Consider the following 23,856-nt stretch of genomic DNA (forward strand, 5'->3'; position numbering starts at 1 on the left):
AGACGCCGAGAGGAGGCGATTGAAGTGATCAGCATCATCGAGACCAACAAAATGACCGATCTCTCGGTCGTCTCCGCATGCTCGCTCGGCCTCGCCCGCTCGTCGGCTTCCTCGCTGCGTGGCACCGGTATGTCCGGCATCTCCGCCGTCAGCCCGCTGTCCCTGTCAGGTCTTCCCGTGCGGGAGCGCAATGAGCGACCGACCCAGGCACCGGCAGCAGCAGTAGCGAAGGGACAGGCCCAGGCCTATGCCTTTGCGGCCGTCGGTGCGGGAGCGGAATCCGGAGCCAAGAAGCAGACGACGCATCACCACACGATGTGGGCCTTCCGTGGGCCTGAACCCTGGAGTGATCCAGCCTGATCGACGATCAGGCCGGCGCCTTCAGGGCCGCGGAACCCTACTCGGGATCCGCGGCCCTTTTGTTTTGCCCAAACGGGCGAGACAGCGCGAAGGAGCCTCGGGACAAGCAAGACCTGGTACCAGCCGCCCCCCGGCCAACAGGCCGGAAACGACCAGACGAGGACACCACCACCGTGCAAATCGAAGCGCACGCCCCGTCCGTACCGCCTTCCGAAACGATCCCCCCGCCCGGCCTCACGGAGGACTCCACCTTGATCCCCCTCACCGCGCTCACCGCGCTCGACGACGCCATCGAGAACCTCGGCGTGCCCGTCCCCTGCCGTTCCTACGACCCCGAGGTCTTCTTCGCCGAGTCGCCGGCCGACGTCGAGTACGCCAAGTCCCTCTGCCGCACCTGTCCGCTCGTCGAGGCCTGCCTCGCCGGCGCCAAGGAGCGCCGCGAGCCGTGGGGTGTCTGGGGTGGCGAGCTGTTCATCCAGGGCGTCGTCGTCGCTCGCAAGCGGCCGCGTGGCCGTCCGCGCAAGAACCCGGTCGCGGCGTGACCGCCGACCTGGGGGTCATGGCCCCCAAGCCCATGAAACGCATCGGAACCATCGACCGTCCCCTGACCCACGACCCCCGAAACCAGGCACCAATGACCATCCCCACGAGGGAGCCCGTCGGCTCCGCGACACCGGACGTCACCATCATCGGCGCGAACGACTCGCGTCAGAACAGGACCCGTGAGATGCAACTCATCCCAGAAGCCCTGGCTCGTGCGCATATGCACGACCGCATGCGGGAAGCCGACGCGGAACGTCAGGCCGTGCGCCTGATCACCGCGCGGCGGATGCAGCGCCGGGCCGAGCGCGCCTCGATGCGCGCCCGCCGGGCGCTGGCCATGGCGGTCATGCACTGAACCCAGCAGGACCGCACGCCGGCACCATCCGCCGGGGGGCAGCCGCTCTCTGCTCCCCGGCAAGCAGGACCCACATCCGTACCCCTACCGCGGGGCCGGTCCACCTGGACCGGCCCCGCGGTCGTGCCCGGGCCGCATCCGCCGTTGTGCCCACGGCCGTGCGAGAGCCGTGCGGGTGCCCGGACCTGAGCCGCGGTGCCGCGCGGGAGCGGGCGGTGGGCGGGCTGGGCCGCGGTACCGCACCGGGCGGACCTGAGCCGCGGGGGCCGCGCCGGGGCGGACCTGAGCCACGAGGTCGCGCCGGGCCGATCTTCGCGGTGCCGTGCCCGCCGTGCCGGGCAGGCTGCGACCGAGCAGTGCCGCGCCGTGCCCGCTGTGCCGGGCAGGCTGCGACCGAGCAGTGCCGCGCCGTGCCGGAACTCCGTTGCGGCGTTATCGTCACGAGGTGGACGAGCAGACACATCGCCCCGGAACGGGCGGCACCGAGGACGTCGTATGCGCCCTGTGCGGCACGCGCGCCGAGAGCGAGAACGCACCCCCGACCTGGCTCTGTTCCGTGGAGGACGGCAGTCGCCGCTACTTCTGCGACGCCTGTGCACGCACCCACATCAGGGCCATCGAGAGCCGCCTCGACTCCGCCTGGTGGTGAAGGGCCGGCGGGCGCCACCGCCCGCCCGGCCGGAAGCGGCTACTTGATGTCCGCGGGCACCGCGTCGCCGTCCGTCGCCTCCTCCGCCGCCACCTCGTGCACCATCTCTTCGTGCTCGGCCGGTGTCTCCTCGGAGGGTGTCATCTCGGCGGGTGTCTCCTCGGCCGGTGGTGCCTCCGCGGTCTCCTCCTCCGGCGGCAGGAACCCGGGAAGCCATGCCTCCAGTTCCTCACGCAGCCGGACCGTGGCGCCGAGTTGGCACAGCACGCCGATCGTGCTCAGCGTCACCCGGTGTATCAGCAGGTAGGCGGGCGGCAGATTCAGCTGCTTGCCCAGCTGATGAGCCGGAGAACGCGGGTCCGCTATGCGGGCGGCCTGTTGCCGCATCCAGGTCCGGCTGAAGGTGAACTCGTCCACCTCGGCCGGTTCGATGATCGGAAGGAGGTAGTCGAGGACCGCGTCCGGTGCGAGGTCGATCGAGTCCTTGACGAATCCCTCCTCACGCAGCAGCTCGTACACGGAGTCCGCATCCCCCTGGAGCGTCAGCCGCAGGGAGTTCCCGATGGTCTGCGGCAGTCCTCCCGGCAGCCGGTCCACCGTGCCGAAGTCCAGAACCCCCAGGCGCCACTGAGCCGCCTCACCGGCGTCCCCCGCGTCGTGACCGCCCTCGCCGTCCGGGGAGGAGGGAGGGGCCGCGGGCAGCAGCCGGAAGTTGCCCGGGTGCGGGTCCGCGTGCAACAGCCCGGTGCGGGCGGGGCCGGAGAACAGGAACCTGGCCAGCAACTGCCCGGCCCGGTCCCGCTGCTCGGGGGTCCCGTCCGTGATCACCTCGGCCAGCGGCACACCGTCGATCCATTCGGTGACCAGTACCTGATCGGACTGGTGGACCACCCCCGGGACCACCACATCGGGATCGTCCGCGAACTCCTCGGCGTGCTCACGCTGCGACCGCGCCTCCTGCTCGTAGTCCAGTTCCTCCGACACCCGGTCGCGCAACTCCGTGATGAGCGGCTTGATGTCCATCCCGGGGATCAGCGGGCCGAGGAGCCGGGCGAACCGGCTGAGCTGGGTGAGATCCGAGAGCAGCGCCTCGCCTGCGCCCGGGTACTGCACCTTCACGGCGACGGCCCGGCCGTCGTGCCACACCGCCCGGTGCACCTGTCCGATCGAGGCGGCGGCCGACGGCTTGTCCTCGAATTCGAGGAACAGCTCCCGCCAGTCCTCGCCGAGCCGCTCGGCCAGGACCGCGTGGACCGTGGCGCTCGGCAGGGGAGGGGCGGCTTCCTGCAGTTTCGTCAGGGCCGCGCGGTAGGGACCCGCGACCTCCTCCGGCAGGGCGGACTCGAAGACGGACAGGGCCTGTCCGAGCTTCATGGCCCCGCCCTTCAGCTCGCCCAGCACCTTGAAGAGCTGATCGGCGGTGCGCTGCTGGACCTCGCGGGCGACCAGTTCGGCGGACTTCCCGCCGATGCGCTTTCCCAGCCCCCACGTGGCACGGCCGGCGAACCCCAGAGGCAGCGCGGCCAGCTTGGCGGTTCGGGTGACCGCCTTCCGGGGAAGATCAGACATATGCCCCTCCAAATCCCAGACTGCCGCGCTGCGTGCGGCGGTTACCCGGCCATTGTCTCGTGCGCCGTGCCGGCCCCGGAGGCGCGCACCCCCTCAGTGTGCCCACCCGCCCCGCAGGAACAGCCGACGTGCGCCCCGACCTGCTCCGAGCGCCAGTCCAACAGCGGCAGTGCGGCCTCCCAGCGGGCCCCGGTGCTGGCCGGCAACTCACCGTCGAGGAAGGCCAGCGCATGGGACGCCGCAAGCCCCGCCACCGCGGTCGCGAGTCCCAGGTCGCACGCCTGCACGGCGGTGCGCCGCCCGGACTGCCACTGAGCCAGCATGCGCGGCCACTGCGGGTCCTCTTCCCGCCGGTTCAGATCCAGGCAGCCCGCGCAGGCGGTGCCTCCCGGCAGTACCAGCGGACCGACGAACCCGGTCGCCTCGATGACCCCGGCATAGAGATGGGGTGTGCCCGAGGCGATCCACGGCTCGGCGGTGCGCGGATCGGGGACGTACACGGAGAGGCCGTCGCGAGGGGCGACGACGATCAGGGACAGGCCGGGCTCACCGCTCGCAGGATGGGCCGCGGAGTGGGTGGAGCGAGGCGCGGGAACGGGGGAGGAGCGGCGGACCAGCTGCCGGGCCGCCGAGTCCCGGCGCTCGCCGACCGCGGAGGCCGGCAGGCCCCCGGGCGCCACGTCGCCCGGTTCGGCGCATCCGCCGTCCAGGACCTCGACCCGGCCCACCCCGGAACCGGCGAGCACCGCCGCGACCGCCGCACCGACCCGCCCGGCTCCGCGCACCTGGACCCGCATGGAGCGGCGGGCCGCCATCCGTCGCATCCCTCCTCCTGGTTCGGGATGTACGACGGAGAGTGACGCCAGGTCGGGCCTGTGGCGCTCCAGCGCGTCCACCCGGTTCCGTAACGCGTCGGCTTCCGGACCGCCCGCCCGCACGTCGTCGACGAGTCCCGCGTCCATCAACCGCGCGACGAGTGTGTCCACCTGATGATCGTTCAGGTCCAGTGCCCTGGCTTCCTCGCGCAGCAGGGGCATCCCGCGCGTTCCGTCGAGCAGTTCCAGGAAACAGCCCGTCGCGATATCCATCGGGCCGACCTTGACCGCGTGTGCGGGCGTCACGCCGAATTGCACGGTGCCGCTGCCGCGCCATGCGCGGCGTAGTGCGGGCTTCAACATCGGATGCACGGCTTCCCCCGGTCTGTGTGGCTGCGTGAGATCCATTGCCAGAATGAGGCGTGCCGTGGAACCGGGCGAAAAGTTATCCACAGGCGGGGGGTATTAGTCGTTCAAATGGTGCAAGCCATGGGCCGGATCATGCGCGAACCGTCCCGGGGGCGGGACTTCCCGCACTGACAGCGGGTAACGTCGGGGCGTGCCCGCCGACCCGTCGCCCGGCTTCGCCGGGGAGACTTCCGCGCGCGGCGCCGGAACCCACCGGCGCAGTGCGGCTGACCATCCGCCCCGTGCCTCGGCGACGAGCGCGGTCGAGGTCCGCAGGAGCAACCGTCGCAGCAGGACGGTCTCCGCGTACCGGGAGGGCGACCGCACGATCGTGCTGATCCCCGCCCGGATGTCCGAGGCCGAGGAGCGGCGCTGGGTGAGCGTGATGCTCGACAAGCTCGCCGCGCAGGAGAACAAGCGGATCATCGGCGACAGTGAGCTCGCGGAGCGGGCGGAGCGTCTGTCCGCCCAGTACTTCGAGGGCCGGGCCCGGCCCGTCTCGGTCCGGTGGGTGACCAATCAGAACACCCGTTGGGGGTCGTGCACGCCCGCCGAGGGCAGCATCCGGCTCTCGCACCGGTTGCAGGGCATGCCCGAGTACGTCGTCGACTACGTGCTGGTCCATGAGCTGGCCCATCTCCTGGTGCCCGGGCACGGACCGCGGTTCTGGCGGCTCCTCGACGCCTACCCCCGTACCGAGCGGGCCCGCGGCTACCTCGAAGGGGTGGTGGCTGCCGAGCGGCTGCCACACCTGCCCGCCGCACGCACCGAGTGACGTTCGCGATTTTGTACCGGGTCTGTACCGGCTTGGCCCATTGCCGGAGTTTGCGGTTAGCCTGACGCGACGCATTCACCTTCCGGATGGGGGACGGTCGTTACGCATGGCCAGGGAATTCCAACGCGGCCACAAGGCCAAGATCAGCGATCTCACGCCGGGGACGGACCTGTACGTAGGTGTGCAGATCGCCGGCCCGGGACTGACCTTTGACATCAGCTGCTTCGGGCTCGATGCCAATGAGCAGCTCTCCGACGACCGTTATTTCATCTTCTTCAACCAGCCGAAATCGCCCGAGGAGTCCATTCAGCTCCTGGGTGCGCAGGCCGGCGACACGGAGTCCTTCCGCGTCACTCTGGACCGCATTCCGGCGAACATCCACAAGCTGTCCTTCACCGCGACGCTGGACGGTGCCGGACAGATGTCGCAGGTCGGCCCCGGGTACATCCGGATCGTCGCCGGTGGCGAAGAAGTCGTCAGGTACGCCTTCACGGGCTCGGAGTTCACCACCGAGCGCGCGGTGATGCTGGGTGACTTCTACCTCAAGGACGTCTGGCGGTTCGCCGCCGTCGGCCAGGGCTTCGACGGCGGGCTCGACGCGCTGCTGAAGAACTTCGGCGGCGAGGTCGCCGAGGAGGCCCCCGCCGCTCCCCAGCCGCAGGCCGCGGCACCGTCGTTCGCCCCGCCCGCACAGGCGTCGGCCCCCGCCCCGTCCTTCGGCGCCCCGGCCGCCCCGCAGCCCGCCCCGTCCTTCGGAGCCCCGGCGGCACCGCAGCCCCCGCAGCCCGCCCCGTCCTTCGGCGCCCCGGCGCCCACGCCGCACCAGCAGATGCACGCCGCGCCGACGATAGCGGCGCCGCTGGCCCCGCAAGGTGGCAGCGTGCCACCGCCGCCCGCGCCGCCCGCCCCCTACGGACAGCCGGGACAGCCGGGACAGCCGCCCCAGCAGCCGCAGTTCGGACAGGTCCCGGCCCAGGCGCCCGGCTCCTTCGGGCAGCCTGCTCCCGCGCCCTACGGCCAGCCCGCCCCGGCTCCGTACGGACAGCAGCCTCCCGGCATGCCGCAGGGTGTGCCCCAGGGGGTACCGCAGGCCGGGGCCGGCCTCCAGGCCGCGCTCCAGCCGTACAAGGAGACCGCCACCGGCCAGCGCTGGACGCCGCAGAACCAGCAGCTCATGCGCGTCGACCTCACCATGGGCGGAGCCGGAGTGCTGGCCCGGCAGGGCAGCATGGTGATGTACCAGGGCAAGGTCGACTTCAGCTACAAGGGCGCGGGTTTCGCGGGCCGGATGGTCGGCAACGCCACCGGTCAGGAAATGCAGCTGATGCGCTGTACCGGCCGGGGACAGGTCTTCCTCGCCGAGGACGGCTCCCACCTGCACGCCATCGAGCTCCAGGGCGACGGCATCTGCGTCTCGGCGGAGAGCGTCCTCGCCTTCGACGAGTCGCTGCAGTACGAGGTCCGCAGGATCGAGGGCCACGGCATTCCCGGCGGCGCCCTGTTCACCATGCAGTTCCAGGGCACCGGCACCGTCGTCGTCAAGACCCACGGGGTGCCCGTCGTCCTGCCGGTCACCCCGACCACCTTCGCCGACTGCAACGCCGTCGTGGCGTGGTCGGCCGCGTCGCAGGTGATCATCTCCAGCCAGGTCCGGCTGCGCCGCAACGCCTACCCCGGCCACAGCGGAGAGACCGTGAACCTCCAGTTCCGGGGCGCCCCCGGCAACTTCATCGTCGTCCAGCCCTACGAGGTCTGAGGGAGCCCGTCATGAATCAGCAACTCGCGGGCTACGCCCCGACCCCCGTCACGGCCCGGATGGAGAACCACGGCCATTCGATGCTGAAGGTCGCCATGGCCACCGGCCAGGACCTGTACGCACGCACCGGCTCGATGGTGGCGTACGAGGGCTTCATCCAGTACGAGCCCAACCCGCCGGCCGTCCGCCAGATCGCCTCCCAGTGGATCACCGGCGAGGGCGCGCCCCTGATGAAGTGCGCCGGCGACGGGCTGCTCTACCTCGCCGACTACGGCGCCGATGTGGTCGTCGTCAATCTCAACAACGACTCACTCTCCGTCAACGGCACCAACGTCCTCGCGTTCGACGGCCATCTCACCTGGGGCGTCGAAAGGGTCAAGGGGCTGGCCAAGTTCGCCGGCCAGGGCCTGTGGAACGTCTGTATCTCCGGCACCGGCTGGGTCGCGATCACCTCGCGTGGCACGCCGATCGTCGTCGACTGCGGACGCGGCGAGGACGAGACGTACGTCGACCCGGACGCCCTCGTGGCGTGGTCCCCGAACCTGAAGGTGAAGGGCAAGCGCAGCTTCAAGGCCTCCTCGCTCATCGGGCGGGGCAGCGGCGAGGCGTTCCAGATGGCCTTCTCCGGACAGGGGATCGTCGTCGTCCAGCCGAGCGAGGACAGCACCGACCGCCTGCGCGTCCGGAACTGACGGGGAGGGAGAACACACCATGCAGAGTCCGCTTTTCAGCTACACGGAACAGCAGTCGCAGGAGCGGTACACGGTTCAGAACCCGCAGCTCCTGCGGGTCTCGCTGACCGGCCACGACGACGTCCTCGCCCGCAAGGGGGCCATGGTCGCGTACCAGGGCCTGATGGAGTTCGACGGCGAGTACCAGTCGCACGGACAGCGCCGCGCCCGCGCCACCACCGGCGAGGGCCTCGACCTGATGCGCTGCTCCGGGCAGGGCACCGTCTACCTCGCCAATCTCGCGCAGTACGTCCACGTGGTGGACGTCGACCGCGACGGTCTGACGGTCGACAGCGCCTACGTCCTGGCGCTCGACTCGTCCCTCCACACCGAGGTCATCGCGGTGGACAGCCAGTACGGCATCTCGGGCACCGGCAAGTACCAGCTCAACATCTCCGGCACCGGCAAGGTCGCGCTGATGACCTCCGGCCAGCCGCTGATGATGCAGGTCACGCCCGACAAGTACGTCAATGCCGACGCCGACGCGATCGTCGCCTGGTCCAGTTCCCTGCGGGTCCAGATGCAGGCCCAGACGCACTCCTCGGGCGTCTTCCGCCGACGCGGCAACACGGGCGAGGGCTGGGAGCTCAGCTTCCTTGGCCAGGGCTTCGCCCTGGTGCAGCCGAGCGAGGTGCTGCCGCCGCAGAGCGCCCAGATCGGCCAGGGCCTGGGTGCCCAGTTCGGCGTCGGTCAGCACGGGGCCCACGCCCAGAACCAGAACAACGCCTGGAACTGAGCGCGCGGCAGCGCACCGTGCACGACGGGTGAGACGGGCACGGCACGCGCACGGTCAAGGGGCGGTCTCATGAGAGACCGCCCCTTGACCGTCACCCTCGCCGCGCCGGTTCCCGGCCACCGTCCAGGAGGGCGCGCGTACGTTCCAGCAGACGGACCACGGAGGAGTCGGCGACCCCCGCGACCTCGTCGTAGGCGAACCAGCGCAGATCGAGCGACTCCTCGCTGATCCGCGCCGCCGAGCCCGCCGGCGCCAGCGCCGCGTACTGGACGTCCAGGTGCCAGTGACACGGCGCCGGGATCGGATGGCGGTCAAGGATCACCGGGCCGCCCGCCAGCAGGGTCAGGCCCGCGATGCCGGACTCCTCCGTCGCCTCACGCAGCGCCGCGGCGGCCAGGGTGGCGTCCCCGGGCTCGCAGTGGCCACCCATCTGCAGCCACATCCGCAGCTTCCTGTGCAGCGTGAGCAGCACCTTTCCGCGCTCCGGGTCGACGACCAGGGCGCTGGCCGTCAGATGCCCGGCCTCGCAGGCCTTCCACATGCCGTCGGGATGCAGCGCCAGATGGTCCAGGTAGGCGCTGCGCAGCTCCTCCTGGGCGTCGTCGGACCGGTCGGGCCCGTCCGCCCCGCTCCGGTAGTCCCGCAGTACGAGAACGGCGTCGTCGCGCAGGCTCACTTGTCGGTGTCGCCCTTGCCGTCGTCGCCCTCGGACCCGTCGCCTGCCGGCCCGCTGCCGCCGTCTTCGGCCCCGTCGCTGCCGGGCGCGGGCTTCTGCGGTCCCTTCGCGGCCTCGCCGAGCATCTTGTCGAGCTCGGAGAAGTCCAGCTGCTCGTGGTGGACGAAACCGTCCGGGTCGTCCAGGTCATGGGCGGTGGGCAGCATGTCGGGGTGCTCCCACAGCGCGTCGCGCCCGTCGAGACCCCGGGCGTCCGTGAGGGAGGCCCACAGCCGCGAGGCGTCACGCAGCCGCCGCGGACGCAGCTGGAGACCGATGAGCGTGGCGAACGTCTGCTCGGCGGGACCGCCGGAGGCGCGGCGCCTGCGCATCGTCTCGCGCAGCGCGTCGGCCGAGGTCAGCCGGGACTTCGCGGCCTCGTGGACCACGGCGTCCACCCAGCCCTCGACGAGCGCGAGCGCTGTCTCCAGGCGAGCCAGGGCGGCCTTCTGCTCCGGGGTCTCCTCCGGCTGGAACATGCCCTGCTGAAGGGCGTCCTGCAGCTGCTCCGGCTGCGACGGGTCGAACTGGCCGACCACGTCCTCCAGCTTGCTGGTGTCGACCTTGATGCCGCGCGCGTAGCCCTCGACCGCACCGAACAGGTGCGAGCGCAGCCACGGCACGTGAGTGAAGAGCCGCTGGTGAGCGGACTCACGCAGGGCCAGGTACAGCCGCACCTCGTCCTGCGGCACGCTCAGGTCCTTGCCGAAGCGCTCCACGTTCAGCGGAAGCAGCGCGGCCTTGCCCGACGGTCCGAGCGGCAGCCCGATGTCGGTGGAACCGACCACCTCGCCGGCGAGCACGCCGACGGCCTGTCCGATCTGCTGGCCGAACATCGCGCCGCCCATCGACCGCATCATGCCGATGAGGGGGCCCGCCATCGCCTGCATCTCCTCGGGCAGCACATCACCCATGGCGAGGCCGACACGCTCGGCCACCGGGTCGACGAGCTTCTGCCAGGCCGGGAGGGACGCCTCGACCCACTCGGCCCGGCTCCACGCCACGGTCGAGACGGAACCGGAGGGCAGCGACGTCACGCCGTCCAGCCAGAGGTCGGCCAGGCGCAGGGCCTCGTCGACCGCGGCACGCTCGGACGGGCCGACGCTCGCGTCCTTGGTGCCGTCCGGGGTGCCCTGCGAGACCGTCTGGCGGGCGATCTGCTTGGCCATGTCCCAGTTCACGGGACCGCCCTCGTAGCTCAGCATCTGGCCGAGCTGCTGGAACGCGGCGCCCAGGTCGTTCGGGTTCATCGAGCCGAACATGGCGGCGAAGGGATTGTCACCGCCCGCACCGGGGCCGAAGCCGAACGGGTTCGCCGGACCGCCCGAACCCTGCCCACCTCCGGTGGGGTCGTTCTTCTTGCCCTTGTCGCCGTCGTCCGGCTCCTCCGGCGGAAGGCCGAATCCGAATGGGGTGTCACTCACGGGTTTCCTCGGCTCGTAGGGCCGCCGGCTCGAACCGACGGCGACTGCCCGACATCACCATCCAGCGTAGACACCAAGTCCGCTCGGGGCCTCAGTGCTCCGCCTGCTCCCGGCCTGCGGCAGGATGGACGCCACCTGGTACGTACGCGTCATTCGGGTACGTACTGAAGACAACCGCTGGAGACGCCCGGTGAGTTCCCCAGATCCTCAGGTTCGCGCAGCGCGAAACCTGGCCGACCCTTCGCCCGAGAACAAGCCTGCGAACACGTCCGAGAACAAGCCCGAGAACCGGCCCGAGAACCCGCCCGGGACCGAACCCGCGCACGCGTCCGGGGCCGAGCCCGAGACCCGCTCCGTCCGCAGCCGCTCCCGGAGCCGCGGCCCCGTCGTGGCCGTCACCGGAGCCGCCACGGGGGTCGGCGAGCTGCTCACCGCGCGCCTGGCGGCCTCGGAGGAGATCAAGCAGGTCATCGCCCTCGACGAGCGACGCGGAGAGGTCTCCGAGGCGACGTGGCACCTCCTCGACGTGCGCGACCCCGCCATCGCGGAGAAGCTGCGCGGCGCCGACGTGGTGGTGCACCTGGCGCTCGATCTCGACCTGGAGACCGATCCCGCCGCCCGCACCGCCTACAACGTGCGCGGCACCCAGACCGTGCTGACCGCGGCCGCGGCCGTCGGCGTCCACCGCGTCGTGCTGTGCACCTCGGCCATGGTCTACGGCGCGCTGCCCGACAACGACGTCCCGCTCGCCGAGGACGCCGAGCTGCGCGCCACGGCCGAGGCGACCGGCGTCGGCGACCTGCTGGAGATCGAACGCCTCGGCCGCCGCGCGCCGCGCGCGCACCCCGGACTCCACGTCACCGTGGTCCGCCCCACCGTGCTCGTCGGCGGTACGGACACGGCGCTGACCCGCTACTTCGAGTCGCCGCGCCTCCTGGTCGTCGCCGGATCGCGTCCCACCTGGCAGTTCTGCCACGTCGACGACCTGGTCACGGCGCTGGAGTACGCCGCGCTGGAGAAGATCGACGGGGAGTTCGCGGTCGGCTGCGACGGCTGGCTCGAACAGGCGGAGGTCGAGGAGCTCAGCGGCGTCCGCCGGATGGAGCTGCCCTCGGCCGTCGCGCTCGGCGCCGCCGCCCGGCTGCACCGGATCGGGCTGACCCCGTCCCCTGCGGGCGACCTGGCGTACACGATGCATCCCTGGGTCGTGAGCGTGAGCCGGCTGCACGACGCGGGCTGGCGTCCGAGCTGGACGAACGAGGAAGTGCTCGCCGCTCTCCTCGAGGAGGTCGAGGGACGCCACACCGTCGCCGGCCGCCGGCTCGGCCGCAAGGACGCGACCGCGGCCGGTGCCGCCGGGGCGACCGTGGCGCTGCTCGGCACCGCGGCCCTGGTACGCCGTGCCCGTAAGGCCCGCCGCCGCTTCTAGGGCACCGCGGGCGGCTCCGGGGCGGGCGGCTGTAGGAGGCTCCAAGGCGGCCGGCGGCCCGCCGGGTGAAAGGCGTATTCCGTGATGTCGCAGCCGTACGGCACGATGGTCGCCATGGCAACCACGCATGACCACCCCGGCGAGCAGGCGGCACAGGACCCCATCCGGCTGCTGGAGATCCGCGAGACACCGCTGTCGCTCGACGAGGTCTTCCGCGCCGTCGGCGACGATGCGGCGGGCGGCACCGCCCTCTTCGTCGGCACCGTGCGCAACCACGACGGCGGTCAGGACGTCGGGGCGCTGGGCTATTCGTGCCACCCCTCGGCGCAGGACGCGATGCGCCGGGTGGCGGAGAAGGTCGTGGCCGGGTTCCCGGTCAGGGCGCTGGCCGCCGTCCACCGGGTGGGTGAACTGGAGGTGGGCGATCTCGCCGTGGTGGTGGCGGTTTCCTGCCCGCACCGCGCGGAGGCCTTCGAGGCCTGCCGCAAGCTCATCGACGACCTCAAGCACGAGGTTCCGATCTGGAAGCACCAGCGCTTCTCCGACGGTACGGAGGAGTGGGTCGGGGCCTGCTGAGCGCAAACCGTACGGGCACGCATCCACCCCGATTTGCGTAACCACACCCCTGCCATGAGCGTTGGTCCTGCAGATGGTTAATCTGCTGATCATTCGGTTGCGGTCGCTCATGGGGCAGGGAGGTCGTCATGGCAGCACTCGCCTGGTTGTTGATTCCGTTTTTCGCTGCGCTCGGTGCTGCGATATGGGGGAGCTGGGCTGCCCGTAATCGCACGACCGGCGACGTCACGGAGCTCGCCGGCTATGCCCGGTTCCGTGAGGCGATGGAGCGTTCGCACTCCACTTCCGAGCCGGTCGAGGAGATATCGAACGCCTGACGCGACGCCTCGCGTACGCAGTCGCCAATCCGCTGCCCGGCAGCCTCCCGCCCCGCCGCCCGGCGACCTCGTCGCTCCCGGCCCCGGCCCTCGTACGGACCGGCCCCGACGGTGCACTGACAGGCCCTTCCCGTACTGTCGTTCCATGCCACGCCGCACCGCGACGATGCTCGCCTCCACCCTGATCCTCATCGCGCTGCTCTGCGCAGGCGTGCTCATCAAAGTGCCGTACTCGGAGATGTCTCCCGGGCCGACCGTGAACACACTCGGCAAGGTCAGTGGCGAGCCCGTCCTGCGGATCACCGGGCACAAGACGTACGAGACCTCCGGCAATCTCAACATGACGACGGTCAGGGTCACCGGCGCCGACTACCACATGAACCTCGTCGAGGCCGTCTACGGATGGCTGGGCCATGACAGCGTGGTCGTACCGCACGACACGCTCTACCCGGACGGCAAGACCGAGGAGCAGTCGACGCAGGAGAACGCCGAGGAGTTCAGCCAGTCCCAGGAGAGCGCCAAGGTCGCGGCCCTCACCGAACTGGGGATCCCGGTGCCGTCGCGGGTCGTGGTCTCCACCGTCCTCAAGGACAGCCCCTCCCAGGGCAAGCTGCACGCCGGCGACGTGATCAAGGCCGTCGACGGCACCGCGGTCAAGCGGCCCGAGGACGTGGCGAAGCTCGTGACGCGGCACAAGCCCGGCGAGGACGTCACCTTCACGATCATCCCGGCCAAGACCGCCGCGGCGGCCGAGAAGGCCGGCAAGGAGCCCGAGGGCACCGAGAAGATCACCATCACCACCGAGAAGGCACCCAAGGAGAACCGGGCGATCGTCGGCATCCAGGCGGGGACGGACCACACCTTCCCGTTCGACATCGACATCAAGCTCGCCGACGTGGGTGGCCCGAGCGCCGGTCTGATGTTCTCCCTCGGCATCGTCGACAAGCTGACCCCGGGCCAGTTGACGGGCGGCAAGTTCATCGCCGGCACCGGGACGATCGACGACCAGGGCAAGGTCGGACCCATCGGCGGGATCAACATGAAGCTGGTCGGTGCGCGCAACGCCGGCGCACGCTACTTCCTGACCCCCGACGAGAACTGCCAGGCGGCCGCCTCCGACACCCCGGACGGGCTCACGCTGGTGAAGGTCAAGACCATCGACGACGCCAAGAAGTCCCTGGAGAAGATCCGCACCGGGGACGCGGCCGGCCTGCCGAGCTGCTCGGCAGGCTGACCGCGTCCCCGCCGGAGCGGACGGCGGGACCACGCGACACGGGGCCGTCCCCGCAGGGCAGGACGACGGGATCAGGCCCGGTAGGCCGTCCCTCCGGAGCGGGACGGCGGGGCCAGGCCTGCGAGGTCATCCCCGCGGGGCCTGGACGAAGGGGTCAGGACTCGAAGGTCGCGGCCAGTGCCTCGGCCAGCCCCGGCACCAGGCCGGCACCGGTCAGCACCTCGTTCGGCGAGTCCTTCTCCCGCAGGCGTACGGCCGACTCGCGGGCGCCGTCCCGCAGGACCGCCACGGTCATCCGCACCTCCTGCCGGTCAGGGTGTCCGGCGACCCACTTGGTCAGCTGGGCATCGTCAAGACCTTCCGGTACGGAGGCCTCGGCGGACGGCGGCAGCATCAGCCGCTCGACCGTCATCGCGCACCCGACGACCGCGTCGGGCCAGGCGATCGTGGCGAGGAACTCGTCCAGTGCGGTACCTGCGGGAAGCTCCTCCTGCTCGATAGGGGTGAGGGCGGCGGCCTTCGAGCCGTCGTCGAGGCCGAGCTGAGCCGCGAGCCCGGGCTCCTGGACCCGCAGCCGTGCGGTGTCGACCAGGGCGAAGAGCCGGGCGGGCTGGTCCCAGCCAAGGCCGGAGACGTACTCGTCGATTTCGAGCACCGCGACGGTGAGCGGGCTCGCGGCCATCGGAGGGCCTGAGGGGGAAACGTTGGACATGGACAACATCCTGCCTCCTTCCGCCCCGGGAACGGGAACTAGGTAAAGCCTCAGTAAGTTGCATAGGTGGGCTCTACGATCGCTGGGCCCGCTCCACACGACCGCGAACTTCGAGGTGCGCACGTTGGCTTTCCAGATGCCGGACCGCGGCGGAGGCCCGACCGGGCCACGGATCAGAGTCGGCCGCCCGTCCCGGCGCGCCCGAACCCTGCTCATGACACTGGGCGTCCTGGCGATCCTCGCCATGGCGTTCGTCATGTTCGCCGGGTTCTGGACGGACTGGCTCTGGTACAGGTCGGTCGCGTATTCATCCGTCTTCACCACCACCCTGTGGACCAAGATCGGACTGTTCCTCGTCTTCGGACTGCTGATGGCCCTCGCCATCGGCGTGAACATCTGGCTCGCGCACCGGCTCCGGCCGCCGCTGAGCGCGATGTCGCTGGAGCAGCAGAGCCTGGACCGCTACCGGATGAGTCTCGCCCCGTACAAGAAGTGGGTGCTGCTCGCGATCACCGCGCTCGTCGGTCTGATCGCGGGAGCGTCCGCCTCCGGCCAGTGGCGTACATGGCTGATGTATGTGAACGGCGTGTCGTTCGGTCAGAAGGACCCCCAGTTCCACCTGGACGTGTCGTTCTACGCCTTCGACCTGCCCTGGTACCGCTTCCTGCTGGGCTTCGGCTTCGCCGCGACGGTGCTTTCGCTGATCGCTGCCGCGCTGACCCACTACCTCTACGGCGGGCTGCGCATCACGAGTCCCGGCGCGCGGGCCACGGGGGCGGCCACCGGCCACCTCTCGGTGCTGCTCGGCATCTTCGTCGCGCTGAAGGCCGTGGCCTACTGGCTCGACCGCTACGGGCTGGCCGTGAAGTCGAGCGACTTCAAGGCCACGGACAACTGGACGGGCCTGCGGTACGTCGACGCCAACGCCTACCTGCCGGCGAAGACCATCCTGTTCTGCATCGCCGTGATCTGCGCCCTGCTGTTCTTCGCGACGCTCTGGCGCCGTACCTGGCAGCTCCCGATGATCGGGTTCGGGCTGATGGTCCTCTCCGCGATCCTGATCGGCGGGCTCTACCCGGCGATCGTGCAGAAGTTCCAGGTCCAGCCGAACGAGCAGGCCAAGGAAGCCCCGTTCATCCAGAAGAACATCAAGGCCACGCGGGACGCCTACGACATCGATGACGCACAGGTCACCGATTACGCGGGCAAGTCCACGACGGACGACGACACGAAGCTCCGCGCGAGCGCGGACTCCGCCGCCAGCTACCGGGTGATGGACCCCAACGTCGTCTCCCCGGCGTTCCAGCAGCTGCAGCAGAAGAGGAACTACTACCAGTTCCCCAAGACGCTGGACGTCGACCGCTACAAGGACGATGCCGGCAAGGAGCAGGACACGGTCATCGGTCTGCGCGAGCTCAACCTCCAGGGCATCCCCAAGCGCAACTGGATCAACGACCACTTCACCTACACCCACGGCTACGGCGCGATCGCGGCCCGGGGCACCACCACAGGCAAGAACCCGAAGGGATCTCCCGACTTCACGGAGTCCGGTCTGCCGACCACCGGCGAACTGGGCGAGTACAAGCAGGAGATCTACTACGGCGAGAAGACCGAGCAGTACTCCATCGTCGGCGGGCCCCAGAAGGAGCTCGACTACGAGGAGGACGGCGAGAAGACCACCAGCTACCAGGGCAAGAGCGGGGTCAGTCTCTCCAACGCCTTCAACCGCGCCGCCTACGCGGTGGCGTTCAGCGAGCCGCAGATCCTGTACTCGGGAGCCATCGGCGAGGGTTCGCGGATCCTGTACAACCGCACGCCGAAGGAGCGCGTCGAGGCGGTCGCCCCGTGGCTGACCATCGACGGCGACGCCTATCCGGCGGTGGTGAACCACCGGATCCAGTGGGTCGTCGACGCGTACACCACCACCAACGGCTACCCGTACGCCTCGCGTACGACGCTCGGTGACACCACGGCCGACTCGCTGACCACCAACCAGCGCGCGGTCGTCGCCCAGCAGAACCAGGTCAACTACATCCGCAACTCGGTGAAGGCCACCGTCGACGCGTACGACGGCAAGGTCACGCTCTACGAGTGGGACACCGAGGACCCGGTCCTCAAGACCTGGCGCAAGGCGTTCCCGGGGACCGTGAAGTCCAAGGCGGACATTCCGCAGGACCTCATGGACCACCTGCGCTACCCGCAGGACCTGTTCAAGGTGCAGCGCGAACTGCTCACCCGCTACCACGTCACGAGCCCCGCGCAGTTCTACAGCGGCAGTGACGCCTGGCAGGTCCCGGACGATCCGACCAACAAGGAGTCCGGTGCCGTTCCGCCGTACTACCTGAGCATAAAGATGCCGGACCAGACGGCTCAGAAGTTCTCGCTGACAACGACGTTCACCCCCAAGGGGCGACCCGACCTCGGGGCGTTCATGGCGGTGGACGCCGATGCCGCCAGCAAGGACTACGGCACGATAAGGCTGCTGAGAGTCACCACCACGGTGAAGGGCCCGGGCCAGGTACAGAGTGAGCTCAACGGCAACGACGACGTCGCCGAGTTCGTGAGAAACCTCAAGGGCACCGACTCCGACATCGAGTACGGCAACCTGCTCACGGTGCCGCTCGAAGGGGGCTTCCTCTACATCGAGCCGGTGTACACGCGCGGTGGCACGCAGAACTATCCGCTGCTGCGCAAGGTGGCCGCCTCGTACGGGTCGAAGATCGTCTTCGAGAACAGCCTCGGTGAGGCGCTCAACGCGGTCTTCGGGGTGGACGGCTCCGATACGAGCGAGCCACCGGCCGACACGACGCGACCACCCGGCGACACCACGGAGCCGCCGGCCACCGGTGACGCCGCGCTGAAGAAGGCGATCGCCGACGCGCAGAAGGCCTACACGGCAGGTGAGACGGCCCTGAAGGAACAGGACTGGACCGCCTACGGCAAGGCCCAGCAGGATCTGCAGGACGCGCTGGAGCGGGCAGCGGCCGCCCAGCCGAAGTCCGGCAGTCCGGATAAGTCGGATAAGTCGACCAAGCCGGACAGTTCGGCCAGTGCCGACAGTGGCGGCTGAGTAACCCGGTAAAGCTCCACCCCGGCGTCGTGGTACGGTTTGAACACAACGACGCGGGGTGGAGCAGCTCGGTAGCTCGCTGGGCTCATAACCCAGAGGTCGCAGGTTCAAATCCTGTCCCCGCTACTGCATGACGAAGGCCCGGATCCTCCAGGGGATCCGGGCCTTCGTCATGCCGTGTGGACATCTTGCGCAGTCTGCGTGAAGTGCGGTTCGCGGGGCACGAGTTGGACACGGGCGTGTTTGACTTGTCTCCCTGTGGGCATGTCGACAAAACGCTGAAGTGACCTCACCGGCCGTGCTTTACCCGGTGTACGCGGGTTGCGGGTGGTGGGACGATGGTATTTATGGGGGACAGGGCAACTCTGTTGATGACAGGGCGGTTTGTGCAGCGGCGCGTCCATCCGGCGGAAAAAGTGGCGGATGTGGCCTTTGCTGCCGCCGCCGCGCAGTACAACGACCACATCGAGACCGCCGAGACTGCGGAGTGTGCCGCGACCGTCGAGAGTGCAGGGACCACAGAGACCGCCGACGGCGTGGAGAACGCCGAGAGTGCGGAGACCGCGGCGAGCGCGGACAACGCCGAGAGCGAGGCGCGACACCGCCGGGCCGCCGACGCCGGGGACACCGCGTCGATGAGTGTGCTCGGCGCGCTGCTGCTGCGCCGGGGCGACCTCAGCGGCGCCGAGCCCTATCTGCGCGGCGCCACCGCCGACGGTGACCGTGCGGCGGCCAACAACCTGGGAGTCCTCCTCCACCAGCGCGGCTACGCGGACGAGGCGGCGGGCTGGTGGCGGATCGCCGCCGTCGCCGGTTCCGCCGCGGCCGCGCACGCCCTCGGACGCCACTACCGCGAGCGCGGTGACGAGCCCGGGGCCGAGTACTGGCTGCGCCAGTCCGCCGAGCAGGGGCACGCGCTGGGGGCGTACGCCCTGGCCGACCTGCTGGAACACCGGGGCGACGTGGGCGCCGAGCGCTGGCTGCGGGCCGCGGCGGAGCAGGGGCACCGCGAGGCGGCGTACCGGCTGGCACGCACCCTGGAGCGCAACGCCAGGGGCGACGCGCACGACGCCTTCGGACGCCCCGGCCTGGGGCCCCGCACCGGCCCCGGGGCGGCCGCCGACGTGCGCGCGGCCGTCGCGCGCAAGGGCGGCAGCCCGGTCACGGGGACCGACCTGGGACGCATGGGCGAGGCCGAGCAGTGGTACCGACAGGCCGCCGCGCGTGGACACCGACGTGCCGCTCTGCACCTCGGCGCCGTCCTCGAGGAGCGCGGCGAGCTCAAGGAGGCCGGCCGCTGGTACCTCATCGCCGCCAAGGCGGGCGAGGCGCGGGCCGCCTGCGCGCTCGGCTTCCTGCTGCGCGACGCGGGCGACCAGGAGAGCGCCGCCGTGTGGTGGCTGCGCGCCGCCCAGGACGGTGACGGCAACGCCGCGAACGCGCTCGGCGCGCTGCACGCGGCCCGGGGCGAGCAGCAGACCGCGGAGCGCTGGTACCGCGCGGCGATGGACGCGGGCGACGTCAACGGCGCGTACAACCTCGGGCTGCTCTGCGCGGCCCAGGACCGTACGCCGCAGGCCGAGCAGTGGTACCGGCGCGCCGCCTACGCGGGCCACCGCGAGGCCGCCAACGCGCTGGCCGTGCTCCTGCTGCAGGCGGGCGACGCGACCGGCGCGGAGCCCTGGTTCTCCAAGGCGGCCGAGGCCGGCAGCGTCGACGCCGCCTTCAATCTCGGCATCCTGCACGCCGGGCGGGACGAGGACCGCACGGCCCTGCTCTGGTACGAGCGGGCCGCGGCGGCCGGCCACACCGAGGCCGCGCTCCAGGTCGGCATGGCGCTGCTGCACCACGGCCAGGAGCGCGAGGCGGAGCGCCACCTGCGCTGCGCGGCGGGCGGTGGCAGCGCGGAGGCGGCCTTCCGGCTGGCGGGGCTGCTGGACGCGCGCCAGCCGCCGCCCGGGCCCCCCGCGCTCGGCGAGCCCATGCCGGACAAGACCGAGTGCGAGGAGTGGTACGAGCGTGCCGCCGAGCAGGGGCACCGCCGCGCCCAGGTGCGCGTCGGCATGCTCGCCGCGGCCCGCGGGGACGTGGAAAGCGCCGGCCGCTGGTACCGGGAGGCGGCCGAGGCGGGCAGCCGCAACGGGGCCTTCAACCTGGGACTGCTGCTCGCGCGCGAGGGCAGCGAGCGCGAGGCCGCGCTGTGGTGGAGCCGCGCCGCCGGCGACGGCCACGGGCGGGCCGCGCTGCGCCTGGCCCTGCTGGCCGCGCGCCGGGGTGAGCTCACCGAGGGACGGCGCTGGTGCGCGCGGGCCGTCGAGCTCGGGCCCGCGGAGGTCGCGGAGCGCGCGGGGCGGCTGAGCGAGGCGCTGCACCAGGAGCTGACCGCGTAGCGGAGGTCTCCGGGGCCCGGCGGCGAGCGCCCCGGAGGGCCCGGGGAAAGGGATTTGCGCTGGTCCAGGGCGTGACGTACTGTGGGGATCACAACGACGCGGGGTGGAGCAGCTCGGTAGCTCGCTGGGCTCATAACCCAGAGGTCGCAGGTTCAAATCCTGTCCCCGCTACTGAAGACAGAGGGCCGGATCCTTTCGAGGATCCGGCCCTCTGTGCATGGGGCGCCGAGTGCTGGGCAAGCCGTGCCGGCTCAGGGCTTGTGCCCCACCGCCTCCCCGTACATCGCGCGGTCCACCGCCTTGTCCTCCGGCACCGGAGTGCCTTCCGAGACGCCCGAGTCGGCGTACGCCTTCTGCAGCCGGTCCGTCGTGCCCGCGCGGATCTCCCAGTCCATCCGCATCGACGGTGTCGAGCGCAGGGTGGCTTCGTCAATCTTCATCAGCTCGGCCAGTTCGGCGACGAAGGCGGGGTCGGACTTGTAGTCGCCGGCGAAGTAGGTGTTCACCGTGCGGATGTACGCCCGCAGGAAGGCGACGCCCGCGTCCGGGTCCTCGTTCAGCAGGGTCGGGCCGAAGAGGAGGCCGCCGAGCGGCTCGCCGAGGGGCTGGCCGCCCAGGAAGGCGTACTTCTCGTCGCCGTCGACCTTCCGCCAGACGGGATCGAGCAGCCAGGCGGAGTCCACCCCGCCGTTCCGCAGGGCGGTGAGCACGTCCGCGGAGCCGAGCTGCTGGAAACTGATCTTGTCGAGCCCGCCGCCGTGCTTCTTCAGCGACGTGTCCATCGGGTACGCGATCACCGACCCCTTGCCGATCATCGTGCCGAGCCTTCGTCCCGCCATGTCCACGTGATCGGCGCTCTCACCGTCCTTGAGGCGCACCCACAGGCCGCTCTTGGACGTCGGGGCGGGGGAGAAGTTGCCCGCGACCCACTTGATGGCGAAGCCGCCGTTGATGCCGTTCATCACCGCGGCCTCGGGCGCCGCCCACTGCGCGTCGACGTCGCCCTTGGCGAGCAGGGGCAGGGCGTCCGGCGTGGGGAGCACCTTCAGGGAGACGTCGAGACCCTCCTTCGCGAACTCGCCCTTGGCGACCGCCACCTGGAGCGGTGCGACGTACTCCGCGCTCAGGGTGCCGGTGGCGACGGTGATCTTCCGTTTCCCGGCGAGCGGCCGGGCGGCCGGCGCGCCCTTCTCGCAGCGGGCGGGCTCGCGGCCGGGTGCGAGGTCCGAGGGGTCGGTCCAGCTGCCGGCGCCGCAGCCGGCGACCGGTTCGACGGTGCGGGGCGCGGCGTCAGCGGCGTCGGCGCCGTCCGACGCGTCCGTCCCGGCGCAGCCGGCCGCGCCCAGCAGGGACGCCGCCACGAGCGCGACGGTGCGGGTGAAAGGGGTACGGGTACGCACAGTGCCTCCGTTCGGGGAGCGGGTGGAGCCGTTCACGACTGACCGCGGCCGCGGTCGCGCGGTGCCCAGGGGGTGAGCAGCCGGCCCGCGATCCGCACGATCTCGGAGAAGAGCACGCCGAGCACCGCCACGCAGACGATGCCGACGAACATCACGTCGTTCCGGAACAGGGCGCGGGAGTCGAAGATCAGGTGCCCCAGCCCGTCGGCCGCCGCGATCTGCTCCGAGGGGACGATGACCAGCACCGCCACCCCCGCCGCGATCCGCGCACCGACCAGGACGGCGGGGAGCGAGGCGGGCAGCAGGATGTGCCGGAACATCTGCCAGGGCGAGGCGCCGAACACCTGCCCGGCGTCCCGGTGGCCGGCCGGCACGGCGAGCACGGCCGCCATCGTCGAGATCCAGACGAAGAAGAAGACGGTGGCGGCGACCAGGGCGATCTGCGGCCCCTCGCCGAGGCCGAACATGTTGAGGAAGACCGGCAGCAGCGCCAGTTTCGGTACGACGTAGAGGGCGTCGAGCAGCGGTTCCAGTGCGGCCCGGACGAGCGCGAGCGAGCCCATCAGCAGGCCGAGGGCGTAGCCCGCGACCGTGCCGATCGCATAGCCGCCGAGGACCCGCTTGAGCGTGGCCCACACGTCCGGCCACAGATCGCCGTCGGCCGCGCGGTCCCAGCCGTCCGCGAGGATGGTGGAGGGCGCGGGGTAGACGCGCTCGTCGATCCAGGACCTGGCGGCGGCCAGCTGCCAGAGCAGGACCAGGAGCAGCGGTACGGCGACGGCGAGCGCGACCTCCAGGGTGCGGCGCCTGCGGTGGGTGCGTACCGGGTGGAGCTCCTGCGGCCCCGGCCTGCGCACCAGGAGCTGTTCGCCGGCGGTCGTGGACTTCACGGCTGTGCTCATACCGCAACCGCCTCTCCGCCGACCTCGCCGCGCAGCAGGTCCCACAACTCGCTCTTCAGCGCCGTGAACTCGGGCGCCGAGCGGATCTCGCCGGTGCGCGGCCGGGCGAACGGCGGACGGTGTTCGGCGATGATCCGGCCCGGCCTGGCGGACATCACCAGGACCCGGTCGCCGAGCACGATCGCCTCTTCCAGGCTGTGGGTGATGAACAGGGTGGTGGTGCGGGTGGTCTGGGTGAGGTCGAGCAGTTCGTCCTGCAGGATCGTGCGCAGCTGGGCGTCGAGCGCCGCGAACGGCTCGTCCATCAGCAGGATCTCCGGCTCCACGGCGAGCGCGCGGGCGATGGCCACCCGCTGGCGCATCCCGCCGGAGAGCTCGGCGGGATAGGCGCCGGCGAAGTCGGCGAGCCCCAGCCGGGCCAGCCAGTCGCGCGCCCTGGCATCGGCCTCCCGGCGGGGTACGCGCTGGACGTCGAGGCCGAAGCGGACGTTGGCGAGGACCGTCTTCCAGTCGTGGATCCCGTAGTCCTGGAAGATCATCGCGGCGGGGCGGGGCGATGCCGTACGGATGGACAGCTCGCCGGCGCTGGGGCGCAGGAGCCCGGCCGCGATCCTCAGCAGCGTGGACTTGCCGCAGCCGGACGGTCCGACGATGCAGGTGAACTCGCCCGGCGCGACGTCGAGGTCGACGGGGCCGAGGGCGGCCAGGGCCCGGGTGCCGCGCCCGAAGGAGCGGGACAGGGCGCGGGCGCGGAGTTTGGGGGCGGTGATCGGCGGCGCGGTTGCCTGGGGTGGGTTCGGGTGCGGGTCTCCCACGGGTCTCTCCTCGTACGCGTCGAGGTGCACAGCCGTCGCGGGGGCGGCTGTGATCGCCGATGACGATATGATGACCCGTCAGATTGGGGAAGGGGGTGTGCGGGGCCGAGCCGTGCGGCGGCGCGGCCGCGGTTCCGCGCGGCGGGACGCGCCGAGGGTGGCCTTACCGGCCGTT

Annotated in this window: 22 protein-coding genes and 2 tRNA genes; 16 read left to right on the top strand and 8 right to left on the bottom strand. The window is 71.0% G+C overall.

The window, feature by feature from the left end; all coding sequences use genetic code 11:
- The first annotated feature begins 24 nt into the window (after positions 1-24).
- The 4 genes from ABZ454_RS13645 (at position 25) to ABZ454_RS13660 (ending at position 1,907) form a co-directional block, all read left to right on the top strand.
- Positions 25-360: a hypothetical protein gene (locus ABZ454_RS13645; protein WP_356316774.1), complete on the top strand. Its 336-nt coding sequence runs from the start codon at positions 25-27 to the stop codon at positions 358-360.
- 173 nt (positions 361-533) lie between these two features.
- Complete coding sequence (locus ABZ454_RS13650; protein WP_356316776.1) at positions 534-902, top strand: WhiB family transcriptional regulator; 369 nt, start codon at positions 534-536, stop codon at positions 900-902.
- Between the two features lie 32 nt (positions 903-934).
- Positions 935-1,258, top strand: coding sequence for a hypothetical protein (locus ABZ454_RS13655; RefSeq protein WP_356316973.1), 324 nt, complete (start codon positions 935-937; stop codon positions 1,256-1,258).
- A 445-nt stretch (positions 1,259-1,703) separates the two neighbouring features.
- On the top strand, positions 1,704-1,907 hold the full coding sequence (locus tag ABZ454_RS13660) for a hypothetical protein (protein ID WP_356316778.1): 204 nt from the start codon (positions 1,704-1,706) through the stop codon (positions 1,905-1,907).
- Positions 1,908-1,946: 39 nt separating this feature from the next.
- Here ABZ454_RS13660 and ABZ454_RS13665 read toward each other — a convergent pair whose 3' ends face one another.
- Both ABZ454_RS13665 and ABZ454_RS13670 read right to left on the bottom strand, forming a co-directional pair.
- Positions 1,947-3,476: an AarF/ABC1/UbiB kinase family protein gene (locus ABZ454_RS13665; protein WP_356316780.1), complete on the bottom strand. Its 1,530-nt coding sequence runs from the start codon at positions 3,474-3,476 to the stop codon at positions 1,947-1,949.
- A gap of 41 nt (positions 3,477-3,517) precedes the next feature.
- Positions 3,518-4,663: a ThiF family adenylyltransferase gene (locus ABZ454_RS13670; protein ID WP_356316782.1), complete on the bottom strand. Its 1,146-nt coding sequence runs from the start codon at positions 4,661-4,663 to the stop codon at positions 3,518-3,520.
- Between the two features lie 187 nt (positions 4,664-4,850).
- Here ABZ454_RS13670 and ABZ454_RS13675 point away from each other — a divergent pair, with 187 nt between their 5' ends.
- The 4 genes from ABZ454_RS13675 to ABZ454_RS13690 all read left to right on the top strand — a co-directional run bounded on the left by ABZ454_RS13675 (position 4,851) and on the right by ABZ454_RS13690 (position 8,697).
- Entirely contained in the window at positions 4,851-5,474 is a 624-nt protein-coding gene (locus ABZ454_RS13675) for a M48 family metallopeptidase (protein WP_356316784.1), read from the top strand.
- 106 nt (positions 5,475-5,580) lie between these two features.
- Positions 5,581-7,230, top strand: a complete 1,650-nt coding sequence (locus ABZ454_RS13680; protein ID WP_356316786.1) for a TerD family protein — start codon at positions 5,581-5,583, stop codon at positions 7,228-7,230.
- A gap of 11 nt (positions 7,231-7,241) precedes the next feature.
- Complete coding sequence (locus ABZ454_RS13685) at positions 7,242-7,922, top strand: AIM24 family protein (RefSeq protein WP_250967767.1); 681 nt, start codon at positions 7,242-7,244, stop codon at positions 7,920-7,922.
- A 19-nt stretch (positions 7,923-7,941) separates the two neighbouring features.
- On the top strand, positions 7,942-8,697 hold the full coding sequence (locus tag ABZ454_RS13690) for an AIM24 family protein (protein ID WP_356316788.1): 756 nt from the start codon (positions 7,942-7,944) through the stop codon (positions 8,695-8,697).
- A gap of 91 nt (positions 8,698-8,788) precedes the next feature.
- Here the strand turns inward: ABZ454_RS13690 and ABZ454_RS13695 are convergent, their stop codons facing one another.
- Both ABZ454_RS13695 and ABZ454_RS13700 read right to left on the bottom strand, forming a co-directional pair.
- The gene (locus ABZ454_RS13695; RefSeq protein WP_359537877.1) at positions 8,789-9,373 is read right to left on the bottom strand and encodes an NUDIX hydrolase; all 585 of its coding nucleotides are present in this window, start codon (positions 9,371-9,373) and stop codon (positions 8,789-8,791) included.
- Positions 9,370-10,836: a zinc-dependent metalloprotease gene (locus tag ABZ454_RS13700; protein ID WP_359537879.1), complete on the bottom strand. Its 1,467-nt coding sequence runs from the start codon at positions 10,834-10,836 to the stop codon at positions 9,370-9,372. Before ABZ454_RS13700 ends, ABZ454_RS13695 begins: the two co-directional genes overlap by 4 nt.
- Positions 10,837-11,026: 190 nt before the next feature.
- Here ABZ454_RS13700 and ABZ454_RS13705 point away from each other — a divergent pair, with 190 nt between their 5' ends.
- From ABZ454_RS13705 to ABZ454_RS13720, 4 genes are all read left to right on the top strand, one after another.
- Positions 11,027-12,265, top strand: coding sequence for an SDR family oxidoreductase (locus tag ABZ454_RS13705; RefSeq protein ID WP_356316794.1), 1,239 nt, complete (start codon positions 11,027-11,029; stop codon positions 12,263-12,265).
- 114 nt (positions 12,266-12,379) lie between these two features.
- Positions 12,380-12,841, top strand: coding sequence for a molybdenum cofactor biosynthesis protein MoaE (locus tag ABZ454_RS13710; protein WP_359537882.1), 462 nt, complete (start codon positions 12,380-12,382; stop codon positions 12,839-12,841).
- A gap of 128 nt (positions 12,842-12,969) precedes the next feature.
- Positions 12,970-13,158, top strand: a complete 189-nt coding sequence (locus ABZ454_RS13715; protein WP_356316798.1) for a hypothetical protein — start codon at positions 12,970-12,972, stop codon at positions 13,156-13,158.
- Positions 13,159-13,303: 145 nt separating this feature from the next.
- Complete coding sequence (locus ABZ454_RS13720; protein WP_359537884.1) at positions 13,304-14,392, top strand: PDZ domain-containing protein; 1,089 nt, start codon at positions 13,304-13,306, stop codon at positions 14,390-14,392.
- A gap of 154 nt (positions 14,393-14,546) precedes the next feature.
- Here the strand turns inward: ABZ454_RS13720 and ABZ454_RS13725 are convergent, their stop codons facing one another.
- Entirely contained in the window at positions 14,547-15,113 is a 567-nt protein-coding gene (locus tag ABZ454_RS13725; RefSeq protein WP_356316802.1) for a PPA1309 family protein, read from the bottom strand.
- Positions 15,114-15,240: 127 nt separating this feature from the next.
- Here ABZ454_RS13725 and ABZ454_RS13730 point away from each other — a divergent pair, with 127 nt between their 5' ends.
- The 4 genes from ABZ454_RS13730 (at position 15,241) to ABZ454_RS13745 (ending at position 20,735) form a co-directional block, all read left to right on the top strand.
- On the top strand, positions 15,241-18,174 hold the full coding sequence (locus tag ABZ454_RS13730) for a UPF0182 family protein (RefSeq protein WP_359538071.1): 2,934 nt from the start codon (positions 15,241-15,243) through the stop codon (positions 18,172-18,174).
- 52 nt (positions 18,175-18,226) lie between these two features.
- A tRNA-Met gene (locus ABZ454_RS13735) sits at positions 18,227-18,300 on the top strand.
- A 212-nt stretch (positions 18,301-18,512) separates the two neighbouring features.
- The gene (locus ABZ454_RS13740; RefSeq protein WP_359537886.1) at positions 18,513-20,564 is read left to right on the top strand and encodes a sel1 repeat family protein; all 2,052 of its coding nucleotides are present in this window, start codon (positions 18,513-18,515) and stop codon (positions 20,562-20,564) included.
- A 97-nt stretch (positions 20,565-20,661) separates the two neighbouring features.
- Positions 20,662-20,735 (top strand) — tRNA-Met (locus ABZ454_RS13745).
- Positions 20,736-20,815: 80 nt separating this feature from the next.
- On the opposite strand, the gene ABZ454_RS13750 is transcribed toward ABZ454_RS13745, so the two are convergent.
- From ABZ454_RS13750 to ABZ454_RS13760, 3 genes are read right to left on the bottom strand one after another with little or no spacing between them, the layout of a single operon-like run.
- Positions 20,816-21,964, bottom strand: a complete 1,149-nt coding sequence (locus tag ABZ454_RS13750) for an ABC transporter substrate-binding protein (protein ID WP_359537887.1) — start codon at positions 21,962-21,964, stop codon at positions 20,816-20,818.
- 32 nt (positions 21,965-21,996) lie between these two features.
- A complete protein-coding gene (locus tag ABZ454_RS13755; RefSeq protein WP_359537888.1) occupies positions 21,997-22,866 on the bottom strand; it encodes an ABC transporter permease in 870 nt (289 codons plus the stop codon).
- Positions 22,863-23,681: an ABC transporter ATP-binding protein gene (locus tag ABZ454_RS13760; protein ID WP_359537890.1), complete on the bottom strand. Its 819-nt coding sequence runs from the start codon at positions 23,679-23,681 to the stop codon at positions 22,863-22,865. The genes ABZ454_RS13755 and ABZ454_RS13760 overlap by 4 nt, the downstream gene beginning before the upstream one ends.
- Positions 23,682-23,856: the final 175 nt, after the last annotated feature.

Source organism: Streptomyces sp. NPDC005803 (assembly GCF_040630435.1).
Taxonomy (GTDB): Bacteria; Actinomycetota; Actinomycetes; order Streptomycetales; family Streptomycetaceae; genus Streptomyces.